Origin of the sequence: Loktanella sp. IMCC34160 (assembly GCF_004145845.1) — a bacterium.
GTDB lineage: Bacteria > Pseudomonadota > Alphaproteobacteria > Rhodobacterales > Rhodobacteraceae > SELP01.
Genome location: NZ_SELP01000005.1, coordinates 69,789 through 83,306, shown reverse-complemented (window position 1 = coordinate 83,306; position 13,518 = coordinate 69,789). Strand labels below are relative to the sequence as shown.

The window sequence follows — 13,518 nt, the reverse complement described above, 5'->3', positions numbered from 1 at the left end:
GAAAAATTCGAATTGAGTACAAGTTGTATTTTGGGTATTGAGTTCGGGAGAAAACGCCCCTGAACGTGGGCCGGTCAGGAGGTGACGCGCAATGAAAGACATCGCAAAAGGCCCCAAGGCCGCCCTCTATGGCCATATCAAGACCTCGATTCTGACAATGCAGATGCGCCCCGGCGACGATCTGGACGAAGTGGGGCTAAGCGATGCCTTCGGCCTGTCCCGCACCCCGCTGCGCGAGGTGTTTCGCGAGCTTGCGGGCGAGGGCTATGTCGAACTTCGCGCGGGTCGCGGCGCGCGGGTGTCAGAGATGTCCCATACGACACTGCGCGATTTCTTCCTTGCCGCCCCGATGATCTATAGCGCGATCATGCGGCTGGCCGCCCTGAACGCGACAGCGGACCAGATTGACCAGCTCAAGGCCGCACAAGAGGACTTCCGCGCGGCCCTGCGCGACGGCAGCCCCGCCGACCGGGCGCTGGCCAACAATCGGTTCCACGAGATTACCGGAGAGATGGCCGCGAATGTCTACCTGCTGCCCTCGTTCCGCCGGTTGCTGATTGATCACGCCCGGATCGGCATGACCTTCTACCAACCCCGCACTGACACGATGGCCGACAACCTGTCGACGGCCAGCCATCAGCACGACCAGATCATCGCCGCGATCGAGGCCCGAGACCCCGACAGCGCCGCCCGCCTTGCCGACGACCACTGGAAGCTGTCCCGCGACCAGATCGAAATGTTCGTGATGCCCGGCGGCTTGACCGCTCCGCTTGGCACGCTTCCCCATTCCACCGCCTGAGGACCGCATGACCCCCATTTTCAAGTTCGAAGGGATCTACACCCCCGTGGTGACCCCCTACCATGATGACGGAAGCCCCAATTGGGAGGCGCTGGCCGAGGTGATCGATTTCCTGATCGACAAAGGCGTGCATGGCCTGATCTCGGGCGGGTCGACGGGCGAAAACTATGCCCAGACCGTGGCGGAACGGGTTGAAACAGCCCGCTTTACCAAGGACCGGATCAGGGGCCGTGTGCCGCTTGTCGTCGGGACCGGCGCGATGTTGACCGGCGATTCCATTGCATTGGCGACCGCCGCCCGCGACATGGGGGCGGATGCGATCCTGCTGGCCAGCCCGCCTTATTCCGTGCCAACCGACCGGGAAAACGCCTTGAACGCGCTGGCCATCGACAAAGCCGCCGACCTGCCGGTGATGCTGTACAATTACCCGCACCGCACCGGGACCATGATGGGCGAAGAGTTTTTGGACCGCGTTGGCCGTAGCCGGAATTTCTGCGGCATCAAGGAAAGCTCTGGCGATATCAACCGCGTCCACCTTCTGGCCCGCGACTATCCGCATATTGCGCTGGGCTGTGGCATGGACGATCAGGCGCTGGAGTTCTTCGCCTGGGGCGCGCCGTTCTGGGTCTGCGGCGGGTCCAACTTTCTGCCCGAGGAACATGTGGCCCTGTATGAGGCCTGCGTGATCGAGGGCAATTTCGCCAAGGGTCGCCGGATCATGTCGGCCCTGATGCCACTGATGCGGGTGCTGGAACAGGGCGGCAAGTTCATCCAGACGATCAAATACGGCGTGACCCTGAACGGGTTCGACGCCGGCGCGATGCGGCCACCGTTGAAGGGGCTGAACAAGGACGACAAGCGTGCGCTGGAACAGGTGGTGCGTGTGCTGAAGAAGACAATCGCTGACATCCGGGCGGAGGGCTGACCCATGGGACTGCTGACACTAGACGAATACAAGGCCATCGCCGCCGGGTTGGACCTGCCAAATGCGGCCTTCATTGATGGGGGATTTCGCCCGGCCATTTCGGGCAGGACCTTTGAAACGGTGAACCCGGCGACGGGTGAAAAATTGGCCGATATTGCTGCCTGCGGGGCGGAAGACGTGGATTTCGCGGTGACGAAGGCGCGAGAGGCATTCGACGATGGCCGCTGGTCGCGCTTGCATCCGTCGGATCGCAAGGATGTGTTGATCCGTCTGGCGAAACTGATGACCCGCAACGCCCGTGAACTGGCGGTGATGGAAAGCATCGACAGCGGCAAGACCATCTTTGATTGCGAAACCGTGGATGTCCCGGAAACCATCCGCTGCATCAAATGGCACGCCGAACTGATCGACAAGATCTACGATCAGGTCTCGCCCGCGTCGGACGATCACATCGCCATGGTGGTGCGGGAACCGGTGGGCGTTGTTGGTCATGTCCTGCCGTGGAACTTTCCCCTGTTGATGCTGGCGTGGAAGATCGGCCCGGCCTTGGCGGCGGGCTGTTCGGTGGTGGTGAAACCGGCGGCGGAAACGACCCTGACCGCCCTGCGGGTCGCGGAACTGGCGATGGAGGCGGGGTTGCCGCGCGGTGTGCTGAACGTGGTTCCGGGCCATGGGGCGGAGGTGGGCGAGCCCATCGGCCGTCATATGGATATCGACGCCGTGTCCTTCACAGGATCGACCGCAACCGGCAAGCTGTTCCTGACCTATTCGGCGGAATCGAACGCCAAGGAGGTCACGCTGGAAATGGGCGGCAAGAACCCGGCCATTGTGATGGACGATGCCGAAAACCTTGATCGCGTGGCGCAGCACATCGTCAACGGCGCCTTCTGGAACATGGGCGAAAACTGCTCTGCTTCGTCCCGGTTGATCGTGCACAAGTCGGTCAAGGCCGACCTGCTGACCCGGATCGCCCACCACGCCAAGCAATGGAACGTCGGCGACCCGCTGGACCCGGAAACCCGCATGGGTGCGCTGGTGTCGAAGTCCCATTACGACAAGGTCTGCGGCTATCTGGACAAGGCCGACACCATCCTTCTTGGCGGCAAGGCCGACAAAGGGTTCGTCGAGGCAACGGTCGTTGAAGTGCCGGACAATACCCATGTTCTGGCACGCGAGGAAATCTTTGGCCCGGTCCTGTCGGTGATCGAGGTGTCTGGCTTTGACGAGGCGATCAATATCGCCAACGACACCGACTATGGCCTGTGCGCGTCGATTTTCACGGCCAACGTGAAACGGGCGATCCGGGGCGCGCGCAGCTTGCGGGCCGGGACCGTCACCGTCAACAGCTTTGGCGAGGGCGACAATGCCACCCCCTTTGGCGGGTTCAAGCAATCGGGCTTTGGCGGGCGCGACAACGGCATCCACGCCCACGACCAATATACCCAGCTCAAGACGATCTGGATCGACCTTGCCGACGACGCAGACGAGGCCGTGGATTGACGACCTATTGCGCGCGCCGCCTGCCGGTGCACCTTGGTCCGGCGGCCTGGGACGCGATCCTGCCGCCGCGCCCCTTGGGGCCTGAATTGGATCACGACCTGACCGTGGATTTCGCGGTGATCGGTGGTGGCTTTGCTGGCATGGCCGCCGCGCGCCACCTGACACAGCTTGCACCCGGCGCCCGGATCGCGGTGCTGGAGGCGGGGGCGGTGGCCGAGGGCGCATCGGGCCGCAACTCTGGCTTCATGATCGACCTGCCGCATGATCTGGCAAGCGAGGACTATGCCGGATCAGGCGATGACCGAGCGGTGATTGCCCTGAACCGGCAGGCGCTGAGGTTCGCCGCGGCGGCGGTCGAAGACTATGGCATCGACCGAAATTTCTTTGATCCGGCGGGCAAGATCAACGGCGCGGCCAGTCCGGCGGCGGACGCGCACAACGCCAGCTACGCGCGGCATCTTTCTAGCCTTGGGGAGGTCTCGGAACGTCTGGACGCCCACCAGATGCAAGAGATCACCGGCAGCGCGCATTACCTGTCCGGTCTCTACACCCCCGGCACGGTGATGTTGCAGCCCGCGGGATATATGCGGGGCATGGCCGACGGGTTGCGCCGCGACGGGGTGCAGGTGTTCGAACGCAGCCCGGTGACAGGGTTTTCGCGGCAGGGCGGGGCATGGGCCGTGGCCACCCCCAAGGCGCGGTTGACTGCGGGCAAGGTAATCCTGACCGTCAACGGCCACCTGGAAAGTTTCGGGCAGGCGCGGGGGCGGCTGATGCATCTGTTCCTGTTCGCGACGATGACGCGTGAGTTGGACGTCGACGCGCTGGCCCGGGTGGGTGGGCATCCCCGCTGGGGCATCACCCCGTCCGATCCGATGGGCACGACCATGCGCCGGATCGACAGCGGGCAGGGGGGCAACCGGATCATCACCCGGACTTGTGCCGTGCTGCGGTCGGGCATGGCGGCCAGCCCCGCCGACCTGCACCGCGCGGCCCGCACAATGCGCCGCAAGTTCGACAGCCGCTTTCCGCAACTGGCCGGGATGGCAATGGAACACAGCTGGGCCGGGCATCTGTGCCTGACGATGAATGGTGTCGCGGTGATGGGCGAGATCGAAAACGGCGTCTATTCGGGCTGCGTGCAAAACGGGCTGGGCACCGCCCGCGGCACGTTGACCGGGATTGGTGCCGCGGAACTGGCCTGCGGGGTGCAAAGCGACATTACCCGCCATTTCACCACCGAGGCCGCGCCGACACGCCTGCCACCTCGCCCGGTGCGGGACATGGGCGCGAACGCAGTTCTGCGTTGGAAGGAATGGAAGGCGCGGGCCGAATAGGAAAGGTCCTGACGCTAGCGACGGCGCGGAAAGCCCTCTGGCTCGCAGGCCTCGCCGCGCATGCAGGCCTCGACCGCGCGGACGGTTTCCAGTGATGGGTTGGGAAAGACCCAACCGCCGCAGGGGTCGGCCTCGACCGTGTAGTGCCCGTCCGGTCCAACCCGGACAAAGGCAAGGGTCGGCAGGTTCGGGGTCATGTTTCCGCACCACGGCCCAAAGCACAGCGGTTGGATGGTCACACTGCGATCCGATGTCGGGGCAAAGCCCGCCGCGCCAAGGCCCTGCCCGGAAAATCGGGCCTGCGCGCTGGGCGGGCGATAGTTCGGGTCGTTCGTCTGCTCCATCCCCGGCAGGTCAATGGGATCAAAGCGGAATGTGCCGAACAGCACGGCATAGCTTTCTTCCGCCTCTGCCGCGCGCTGAAAGCTGGCGGCGGGGTCGGGCGGGATGCAGGACAGGGCATTGGCGGCCCCGGCGGCGCAGATCAGCGCAGCGGCGATGGTCAGTTTCATAGCTTCTCCTCGAACTCGTCCAGAACACGGGCATAGACATCCCGCTTGAATGAGACGATCGAGGCAAGCAATTCCTTGGGATCGAGCCAGATCCAGCGGGAAAATTCCGGGTGGTCGGTTTCGATGTTCACGTCCGCGTCGGTTCCAAGGAACCGCAGAAGGAACCATTTCTGTTCCTGACCACGATACCGCCCCTTCCAGATTTTCGGGACAATGTCATGGGGAAGGTCATAGGGCAGCCAATCGGCCGTTTCCGCCTCGATCCGGACAAGGTCGGCGGGAATGCCGGTTTCTTCCCACAACTCGCGCAGGGCGGCATCGCGCGGGTCTTCGCCGGGGTCCACGCCCCCCTGCGGCATTTGCCAGGCGGCCTGATGATTGTCGATCCGCTGGCCGACGAAAACCCGGCCCTCGGCATTGACCAGCATCAGGCCAACACAGGGGCGATAGGGCAAGCGGGCGATCTCTTCGGGCGTCATCTGGAAACCTTTGGCAGGGGGCGTGGGTCAAGACCCACCTTACAGGGGCGATGCGCCCGTAAGGTGGGTTTCAACCCACCCCACCAGATCAGTTCTGGGGACCAAGCGCCGACAGCCCGCGCAGGATATCCAGCGCATAGGCCAGTTGGTAATCCTCTTCGCGCAGGGCGGCGGTTGCGGCGGCAGCGGCCTGATCTTCCTCGATCTGGCGAATCTCGTCCTCGGTCAGGCTGTCATTGTTCAGCGCGCCGCGCAGGTCGGCCTCGGACCGCAGCCGGGGCTGCTCCTCTTCGCCGTTTTCGTCCTGCAGGCGCGGGCGCGGCTGTTCGACGATGATGTCGGGCTGGATGCCCAGCGACTGGATCGACCGCCCCGACGGCGTGTAATAGCGGGCGGTGGTCAGGCGCATGGCCCCATCCCCCGGAAGCGGCATCAGCGTCTGAACCGACCCTTTGCCAAAGCTCTTGGTTCCGACAACAATGGCCCGGCGGTGATCCTGCAACGCCCCCGCCACGATTTCAGAGGCCGAGGCAGAACCGCCGTTGATCAGCACGACAATGGGCAGCCCGCCGGTGATATCGCCCGGTTCGGCATTGAACCGGTCGCCGTCCTGCGGGTTGCGGCCGCGTGTCGACACGATTTCGCCCGCTTCAAGGAAGGCGTCGGACACCATGATCGCCTGATTCAGCAGCCCGCCGGGGTTGTTGCGCAGGTCCAGCACGACGCCGTTGATGTTCTCGATCCCGCCGGCCTCGTCGACCTGTTCAAGGAACTGTTCTTCCATGCTGGGATATGTTTGATCCGAGAAGGTCACGAGGCGCAGAACCACAGATTGCCCTTCGGTCCGCGACCGCACGGCGGTCAGGCGGATGGTGTCGCGGATGATCGACACGTCGAAGGGTTCGCTTTCGCCTTCGCGCACTACGGTGACGATGATTTCCGACCCGACCGGGCCGCGCATCAGTTCAACCGCTTCGTCCAGTGTCAGCCCAAGCAGGCTTTCGCCATCGACAGCGGTGATGAAATCCCCGGCAAGGATGCCTGCCGCGTCCGCCGGTGTGCCATCCATGGGCGAGACGACCTTGACCCAGCCTTCTTCCTGCGTGACCTCGATCCCCAGCCCGCCGAATTCGCCGCGCGTCTGCACCCGCATGTCGGCCGCGTCATCGGGCGACAGGTAGCTGGAATGCGGGTCAAGCGAGGTGAGCATCCCGTTGATCGCCGCCTCGATCAGGTCGGCTTCGTCCACCTCTTCCACATATTGGGCGCGAATTCGCTCGAAGATATCGCCAAACAGGTCCAGCTGTTCATAGACGCTGGCATTGCGCGACGCCTCCTGCGCGATCAGCGGACCGGCGATCTGTGTCGTGGCCAAAAGCCCAAGGACCGAACCGGTGACGGCGGCGATGGCGAATTTCTTCATGGTCTTTCCTACCTCGTTTTCAGGGTGTTGGCGGGCGTTGCCTGCCGTCCCTGTCATTGCAGCGCGAACCAGGTCGCGGGATCAACCGGACCTTGCCCCTCTCTGACCTCAAGATAAAGGGTTTCGGTGGCACGTATGCCCCCGCCAGAGGCTGTTTCAGTCAAAATCTCGTCAATCGGCGGGCTCTCGCCGCCCATCAGCCCGATCGGCGCCCCTTCGGGAAGGATCTGGCCCGGTTCTCCGTAGACCTCGGCCAGACCGGCGATGACGAACAGGACATCGGCGGCGGGTTCAAGGATGACCACGTTGCCATAGTCCAGAAGCGGGCCGCGAAACCGCAGCGTCGCGGCGACGGGTGTCGTCACAAGGGCACGGGGGCGGGCGGCGATGATGATGCCGGGCCGGGCGATCCCGGCGGCGTCCGCCTCTCCGGCGCGGCGGATCACCTGCCCCTGAACCGGCAACGCGATCTGCCCGCGCAGATCGGTCGCATCGGGCGCTTCGCCGGTAACATCGCCGCCGATGGTCATCGACAACCCGCTGGCAAAGGCATCCAGCGTCTCGGTCGATGCGATCAACAGCGCGGTTTGAACCGGGTCTTCGGCGTAGCGCCGGGGCAGGTCGGTTCGGTCTTGGATCGCGACGGCCAGGGCGGCCCGGGCCTCTTGCGCGCCCGCCAGCCCATCGCGCAGGGTGTCGGCCGCGCCGTCTTGCAATTGCCGCAGAACGGCGACCTCTTCCAATTGCGCGCGAAGGTTTTCCACCTCGGACTGAAGCGCCGGGGTCACCTCGGCCACCATCATGCCGGACCGGGCGGTTCCGGTCGGGCCGGAGGGGTGCAGCAGCAACAGCGGGGCCGGTGCGCGACCCATGGTTTCCAAAACGCCCAGAAGACGGGCGACCTCGTCCGACCGGGCGTTCAGGTCCGTTTCAATGGCGCGCTGGCGGATGGCTGCGCGGCGCAGACCGTCGCGCAGCGCGACAAGCCCGTCCTCATAGGCTTGCACCGTCGCGGTCAGCGCGGCGACCCTGTCGGAGGCGGTTTCGGCCTGCCCCAGCATGACGCTGGCCTGTTCCAACCGGTCCGACGCGGCAAGCGCTGCCGTTGCCGGGTCCGACTGCGCCTGCGCCAGACCGGCGCAGAGCGACAGGCAAAGGGCAAACCGCCGGATCATCTGTCGATCAGGCTTTTGCCGGTCATTTCGGGGGGCAGGTCAAGGCCCATCAGGTCCAACACGGTCGGCGCAAGATCGGCCAGCCGCCCGTTGTGCAACTGCGCCCCTTCCGGCCCACCAACCACGATGACATGCACGGGGTTGAGCGTATGCGCCGTGTGCGGGCCGCCTGTCTCGGGATCGACCATGGTTTCGCAATTGCCGTGGTCGGCGGTGACAACCATCGCGCCGCCGGCCTTTTCCAGCGCGGCAAGCGCCCGGCCAAGGCCCGCATCCACGGCCTCGCAGGCCTTCATAGCGGCCCCCAGATCGCCGGTGTGGCCGACCATATCGGGGTTGGCGAAGTTCACGACGATCAGGTCATAGCCCTTCTCGATCGCCTCGACGAATTTATCCGACACCTCGGGCGCGGACATTTCGGGTTGCAGGTCATAGGTCGCGACCTTGGGCGATTGCGGCATGAAGCGATCCTCGCCCGCTTCGGGCGTTTCCTTGCCGCCGTTCAGGAAGAAGGTGACATGCGGGTATTTTTCGGTCTCGGCCAGACGGAACTGGGTCAGCCCATGTTGCGCGACCCATGATCCCAGCGTGTTGGCGATGGCCCGCTTGGGGAACACCGTGTCGAACCACGCGTTATGGGCGTCGGAATATTCGACCATACCCAACCGCGCCGACAGGTTTGGAAGCGGCCCGCGGTCAAATCCATCAAAGTCGGGCTGGGCAATGGCGGCAAGGATTTCGCGCGCCCGGTCCGCCCGGAAGTTAAGACAGAACAGCCCGTCCCCGCTGGCAAACCCGCCATATGCCCCGATCACGGTCGCAGGGATGAATTCATCCGTCACCCCGTCGGCATAGGCGGTGCCCACGGCCGCGGTTGCGTCGTGCTGGTGCAGGCCTTTGGCGTTGACCATGGCGTCGAATGCTGTGCTGACCCGTTCCCAGCGGTTGTCCCGGTCCATCGCATAGTAGCGACCGATGACCGTGCCGATGGTGGCCGTCTTCGGCAGGCGCCGTTCAAGTTCCGGCAGGAATTGATCCGCCGAAGATGGGGCCACGTCGCGCCCGTCGGTGATGGCGTGGATGATGACATCGACACCCTGCGCCGTGATCGCCTCGGCTGCAGCGACGATGTGGTTGATATGGCCATGCACCCCACCATCGGAGACGACACCCATCAGATGCGCCGTTCCGTGGGCGGCCTTGACCGTTTCCGCGAACCGCAGGATCGCCTCTTGCCGGGCAAAGCTGCCGTCTTCGATGGACAGGTCAATCTGGCCAAGGTCCATCGCCACGACCCGGCCCGCGCCGATGTTGGTATGCCCGACCTCGGAATTGCCCATCTGCCCGCTGGGCAGGCCCACGTCGGGCCCATGGGTGATCAGCTCGGCGCTGGGGCAGGTGGCAAGGATACGGTCGAAATTCGGGGTGTTGGCCAGCGCCGGGGCGTTCGCCGTGGTCTCGGCCCGCTTGCCCCAACCGTCAAGAATGCAAAGGACAACGGGTTTGGGACGGCTCATGGCGGGCTCCTTTTCGGTGTTCGATGCCTTTTACCCAAGGACCGGGCCGGGGGAAACCACCGATCGGCGCTAGCCAGACCCGATCAATGCCCCGGCGGCAAAGACCAGCGCACCGCCCAGCACGACCTGAAAGGTGGCCCGCATGAAGGGCGTGTCCATGAACCGGTTCTGAATCCAGACGATGGCCCAGAGTTCGACAAAGACGACGATCATCGCGATGGTCGTCGCGGTCCAGAAATGCGGGATCAGATAGGGCAGGGCGTGGCCCAACCCACCGACGGTTGTCATGATCCCCGAGGCAAACCCGCGTTTCACCGGCGAGCCCCGGCCGGAAATCTGGCCATCATCACTGGCTGCTTCGGTGAAACCCATGGAAATCCCCGCCCCGATCGAGGCGGCGAGACCCACCAGGAACGTGGTCCACGGGTCTTGCGTGGCAAAGGCGGTTGCGAAAATCGGGGCAAGCGTCGAAACGGAGCCGTCCATCAGTCCGGCCAGCCCCGGCTGCACCCATGTCAGGATGAACTGGCGATGGGCTTCGTCATCTTCATCGGCACGGGCCTCTTGCCCCAGATGCTGGTCGGCAAGGTCGTGGGCCGATTGTTCATGTCCTGCCTCGGCGGCGGCCAGATCCCCCAAAAGCTTGCGCGTCGATGCATCGCTCGTCCGCGTGGCGGCGGCCTCGTAGAACCGTTGCGCATCCCGTTCCATCGCGGCGGCCTCTTGCCGGATCCGGTCAAGCCCGAGGTTTTCCACCAGCCAGACCGGGCGGCGGGCATAGAACCCGGCGACATGTTCGCGCCGGATCAACGGGATCGTGGCCCCAAAGCGCGTCTCGTGCAGGTCGATCAGGCGGCGGCGGTGCTCGTCCTCTTCCTCGGCCATGCCGTCAAAGATGGCAGCAGAGGCGGGGAATTCGGCCCGCAGCCGTTCGGCGTAGGTTCGGTAGATCCTCGCATCATCTTCTTCCGAGGAAATCGCCAGCGCGATGATTTCCTGTTCGGACAATTCCTTGAAGTTGCGGCGGGACGAAACACCGGGGATCATGCTACACTCCAGTTTAGAACGGTTCTAATCTAGCGATTGCCCATTGGATTGCAAGTGACGGACCCAAGGATGCCTTGCCGGTTCTGAACCGCCCGGTTTATATTTCAACAATGAGAGGTGACATGGCAGACGGCAATCCGGAAATCAAACGTGGGCGCAAGTACGATCAGGTGCTTGAAGGCGCGCGCGAGGTTTTTCTTTCCTCTGGTTTCGAAGGGGCCTCGGTGGACGAGATTGCGCGGGCTGCCGGGGTATCGAAGGCAACCCTGTACAGCTATTTCCCCGACAAGCGTCAGCTGTTCATCGAGGTGACCCGCGCCGAGTGCAAGCGGCAGGCGGACCTTGCCATGGGACAGATCGACCTCAACCAGCCAATGGCGGACCTGCTGGCCATCGGCGCGCGGCTGATGATCGACCAGTATCTGTCGGACTTCGGCCAGAACATCTATCGCATCTGCGTGGCCGAGAGCGACCGTTTCCCCGAAATTGGCCGCGCGTTCTGGGAAACCGGGCCGGGGCTGGTGCGTCGGACGCTGGTGCCGGTGCTGCAAATGGGCGTGGCACGGGGCGAGTTACGGATCGAAGATTTCAACCTTGCTGCCGACCAGATGAACGAACTGTGCAAGGCCGACCTTGTCCATCGGGTGCTGTTCAAGGTGACCGATAGCGTGACCGAGGCCGAAAAGGCGCGGGTGGCGGATGGGGCGGTGCAGATGTTCCTCGCCCGCTATGGCACCGAAGGCTAGTCCAGTCGCCGTACCTCGAGCTGGTTGCCCGGGCTGCGCCGAGTCTCGAACGCCTTCAGCGACTCGAACAGATCCTTGAGCTTGGCCTTGCCGTAGGTCCGCGTGTCGAAATCCGGATGGGCCTGCTGAAGCGCCTGTCCGATCCGGCCCAGCGGCACCCAATCTCCGTCCTGTTCGATCAGGGACATCGCCTTGCGGATCAGCGGCATCGCCTTCTCCGGGGGGAGCTTCGTCGAGGCCTTGGTGGATTTCTTGTCCGACGGCTCTGATGCGACGTCGAGGTTCTCGATCAGGATGAAGCGGTTGCAGACATTGCGCAGTGCCTCTGGCGTCTTTGCCTCGCCGATCCCGAAAACGTCGAGCCCATGTTCCCGGATCCGGTTTGCCAGCGCGGTAAAGTCACTGTCAGAGGACACAAGGACAAAACCGTCAAAGCGCCCGGAATGCAGGATATCCATCGCGTCGATCACAAGACCGATGTCGCTGGCGTTCTTGCCGGTGGTGTTGGAACTGTCCTGATGCGCGACAAGGCCCAGTTCCCGAACCCGCTTTCCCCAGCCCGACAGACGGGACGACGACCAGTCGCCATAGACCCGGCGCAAGGCCGGTTCGCCAAGTCCCTTGATCTCTTCCAGAATGTCGACTGCGTATTTGTCGGGGACATTGTCCGCGTCGATCAGAACGGCGAGCAGTTTGCGTTTGGTGGTCTCGGACAATGTCTATCTCCTTGGTGTTGGCGCCAGACTAGCATGCCAATGCAGGAGCACACCCGAAATCGAAGAAGGCCCGGCGTTTCCGCCGGGCCCGTCCTACGTGTTGGGCTCGATCAGTAGATCACCACAGACCGGATCGATTCCCCCGAATGCATCAGGTCGAAGGCGGTGTTGATGTCATCCAGCGGCATGGTGTGGGTGATCATCGGGTCGATCTCGATCTTTCCGTCCATGTACCAATCGACGATTTTCGGCACGTCGGTCCGGCCCTTGGCGCCTCCGAAGGCGGTGCCTTTCCAGACACGGCCGGTGACCAGCTGGAACGGACGGGTCGAGATTTCGGCCCCGGCAGGAGCAACGCCGATGATGACCGAGACACCCCAGCCCCGGTGCGAACATTCCAGCGCGTCGCGCATCACCTGCACGTTGCCGGTGGCGTCAAAGGAATAATCCACGCCGCCGAACTGGTCTTTCTCGGTTTTGGTCATCTCGATGATGGCCTGGGTGACCGACTGGCCCTCGGGCAGGTCCTTGGGGTTCACGAAATGGGTCATGCCGAACTTCTTGGCCATTTCGGCCTTGTCGTTGTTCAGGTCGACGCCAATGATCATGTCGGCCCCGGCCATGCGCAGGCCCTGGATCACGTTCAACCCGATCCCGCCCAGACCGAAGACGGCGGCGGTGGAGCCGATCTCGACCCCGGCGGTGTTGATCACCGCGCCGATCCCGGTGGTGACGCCACAGCCGATGTAGCAGATCTTCTCAAACGGGGCGTCGTCGCGAACCTTGGCCAGCGCAATTTCGGGCATCACCGTGTGGTTGGCGAAGGTCGAACAGCCCATGTAGTGATAGATGGGCGTCCCATCGAGCATCGAAAACCGGGTGGTCCCATCGGGCATGAGGCCCTGACCCTGCGTGCCGCGGATCGCCGTGCACAGGTTGGTCTTGCCCGAAAGGCAGGCATGGCATTCGCGGCATTCCGGGGTGTAGAGTGGGATCACATGATCGCCGGGCTTCAGGGTGGTGACACCCTCGCCGACCTCAATCACGATACCCGCACCTTCATGCCCAAGGATCGCCGGGAACAGCCCTTCGGGGTCGGCCCCCGACAGGGTGAATTCGTCGGTGTGGCAAATGCCGGTTGCCTTGATCTCGACCAGAACCTCGCCCTTCTTCGGGCCGTCAAGGTTCACTTCCATGATTTCAAGCGGTTTTCCGGCCTCAAGGGCCACGGCGGCACGGGTGCGCATGATTATCTCCCAATTGTCATTTGGGGGCAGGTTACGGGAAAAGACCGCACAGACAACCCGCAGAAGGCGGCAGGACTTGTCCAATTGGCGGCATT

Annotated in this window: 13 protein-coding genes; 5 read left to right on the top strand and 8 right to left on the bottom strand. The window is 63.7% G+C overall.

Annotated elements, in window-relative coordinates; all coding sequences use genetic code 11:
- Positions 1-91: 91 nt before the first annotated feature.
- From EU803_RS14015 to EU803_RS14000, 4 genes are read left to right on the top strand one after another with little or no spacing between them, the layout of a single operon-like run.
- Positions 92-799 carry a GntR family transcriptional regulator gene (locus tag EU803_RS14015; protein ID WP_129683915.1) on the top strand — a complete coding sequence of 236 codons (708 nt, stop codon included), beginning with the start codon at positions 92-94 and terminating at the stop codon, positions 797-799.
- Positions 800-806: 7 nt separating this feature from the next.
- The gene (locus EU803_RS14010) at positions 807-1,724 is read left to right on the top strand and encodes a dihydrodipicolinate synthase family protein (protein ID WP_129683913.1); all 918 of its coding nucleotides are present in this window, start codon (positions 807-809) and stop codon (positions 1,722-1,724) included.
- A 3-nt stretch (positions 1,725-1,727) separates the two neighbouring features.
- A complete protein-coding gene (locus EU803_RS14005; protein WP_129683911.1) occupies positions 1,728-3,224 on the top strand; it encodes an aldehyde dehydrogenase in 1,497 nt (498 codons plus the stop codon).
- Entirely contained in the window at positions 3,221-4,561 is a 1,341-nt protein-coding gene (locus EU803_RS14000) for an FAD-binding oxidoreductase (protein ID WP_129683909.1), read from the top strand. Before EU803_RS14005 ends, EU803_RS14000 begins: the two co-directional genes overlap by 4 nt.
- Before the next feature lie 14 nt (positions 4,562-4,575).
- On the opposite strand, the gene EU803_RS13995 is transcribed toward EU803_RS14000, so the two are convergent.
- The 6 genes from EU803_RS13995 to mbfA form a co-directional block, all read right to left on the bottom strand.
- Positions 4,576-5,073, bottom strand: coding sequence for a hypothetical protein (locus tag EU803_RS13995; RefSeq protein ID WP_129683907.1), 498 nt, complete (start codon positions 5,071-5,073; stop codon positions 4,576-4,578).
- Positions 5,070-5,552, bottom strand: a complete 483-nt coding sequence (locus EU803_RS13990; RefSeq protein WP_129683905.1) for an RNA pyrophosphohydrolase — start codon at positions 5,550-5,552, stop codon at positions 5,070-5,072. Before EU803_RS13990 ends, EU803_RS13995 begins: the two co-directional genes overlap by 4 nt.
- An 88-nt stretch (positions 5,553-5,640) precedes the next feature.
- On the bottom strand, positions 5,641-6,975 hold the full coding sequence (locus EU803_RS13985; protein ID WP_129683903.1) for a S41 family peptidase: 1,335 nt from the start codon (positions 6,973-6,975) through the stop codon (positions 5,641-5,643).
- A 53-nt stretch (positions 6,976-7,028) separates the two neighbouring features.
- Complete coding sequence (locus EU803_RS13980) at positions 7,029-8,150, bottom strand: peptidoglycan DD-metalloendopeptidase family protein (protein WP_129683901.1); 1,122 nt, start codon at positions 8,148-8,150, stop codon at positions 7,029-7,031.
- A complete protein-coding gene (gene gpmI / locus EU803_RS13975) occupies positions 8,147-9,667 on the bottom strand; it encodes a 2,3-bisphosphoglycerate-independent phosphoglycerate mutase (RefSeq protein ID WP_129683899.1) in 1,521 nt (506 codons plus the stop codon). Before gpmI ends, EU803_RS13980 begins: the two co-directional genes overlap by 4 nt.
- Positions 9,668-9,736: 69 nt before the next feature.
- Positions 9,737-10,714 (bottom strand): iron exporter MbfA, encoded by a 978-nt coding sequence (gene mbfA / locus EU803_RS13970; protein ID WP_129683897.1) that lies wholly within the window; start codon positions 10,712-10,714, stop codon positions 9,737-9,739.
- Between the two features lie 122 nt (positions 10,715-10,836).
- Here mbfA and EU803_RS13965 point away from each other — a divergent pair, with 122 nt between their 5' ends.
- Positions 10,837-11,460 (top strand): TetR/AcrR family transcriptional regulator, encoded by a 624-nt coding sequence (locus EU803_RS13965; RefSeq protein WP_129683895.1) that lies wholly within the window; start codon positions 10,837-10,839, stop codon positions 11,458-11,460.
- On the opposite strand, the gene EU803_RS13960 is transcribed toward EU803_RS13965, so the two are convergent.
- Together EU803_RS13960 and EU803_RS13955 are read right to left on the bottom strand one after the other, a co-directional pair.
- The gene (locus EU803_RS13960; RefSeq protein WP_129683893.1) at positions 11,457-12,176 is read right to left on the bottom strand and encodes an NYN domain-containing protein; all 720 of its coding nucleotides are present in this window, start codon (positions 12,174-12,176) and stop codon (positions 11,457-11,459) included. The two genes, EU803_RS13965 and EU803_RS13960, sit on opposite strands and share 4 nt — an antisense overlap.
- Before the next feature lie 110 nt (positions 12,177-12,286).
- A complete protein-coding gene (locus tag EU803_RS13955; RefSeq protein ID WP_129683891.1) occupies positions 12,287-13,423 on the bottom strand; it encodes an S-(hydroxymethyl)glutathione dehydrogenase/class III alcohol dehydrogenase in 1,137 nt (378 codons plus the stop codon).
- Positions 13,424-13,518: the final 95 nt, after the last annotated feature.

Excerpts from the sequence above, each read along its gene's own strand:
- EU803_RS14015 (WP_129683915.1), top strand. The coding sequence starts at position 92 with ATGAAAGACATCGCAAAAGGCCCCAAGGCCGCCCTCTATGGCCATATC.
- EU803_RS14010 (WP_129683913.1), top strand. The coding sequence starts at position 807 with ATGACCCCCATTTTCAAGTTCGAAGGGATCTACACCCCCGTGGTGACC.
- EU803_RS14005 (WP_129683911.1), top strand. The coding sequence starts at position 1,728 with ATGGGACTGCTGACACTAGACGAATACAAGGCCATCGCCGCCGGGTTG.
- EU803_RS13995 (WP_129683907.1), bottom strand. The coding sequence starts at position 5,073 with ATGAAACTGACCATCGCCGCTGCGCTGATCTGCGCCGCCGGGGCCGCC.
- EU803_RS13990 (WP_129683905.1), bottom strand. The coding sequence starts at position 5,552 with ATGACGCCCGAAGAGATCGCCCGCTTGCCCTATCGCCCCTGTGTTGGC.
- EU803_RS13985 (WP_129683903.1), bottom strand. The coding sequence starts at position 6,975 with ATGAAGAAATTCGCCATCGCCGCCGTCACCGGTTCGGTCCTTGGGCTT.
- EU803_RS13980 (WP_129683901.1), bottom strand. The coding sequence starts at position 8,150 with ATGATCCGGCGGTTTGCCCTTTGCCTGTCGCTCTGCGCCGGTCTGGCG.
- gpmI (WP_129683899.1), bottom strand. The coding sequence starts at position 9,667 with ATGAGCCGTCCCAAACCCGTTGTCCTTTGCATTCTTGACGGTTGGGGC.
- mbfA (WP_129683897.1), bottom strand. The coding sequence starts at position 10,714 with ATGATCCCCGGTGTTTCGTCCCGCCGCAACTTCAAGGAATTGTCCGAA.
- EU803_RS13965 (WP_129683895.1), top strand. The coding sequence starts at position 10,837 with ATGGCAGACGGCAATCCGGAAATCAAACGTGGGCGCAAGTACGATCAG.
- EU803_RS13955 (WP_129683891.1), bottom strand. The coding sequence starts at position 13,423 with ATGCGCACCCGTGCCGCCGTGGCCCTTGAGGCCGGAAAACCGCTTGAA.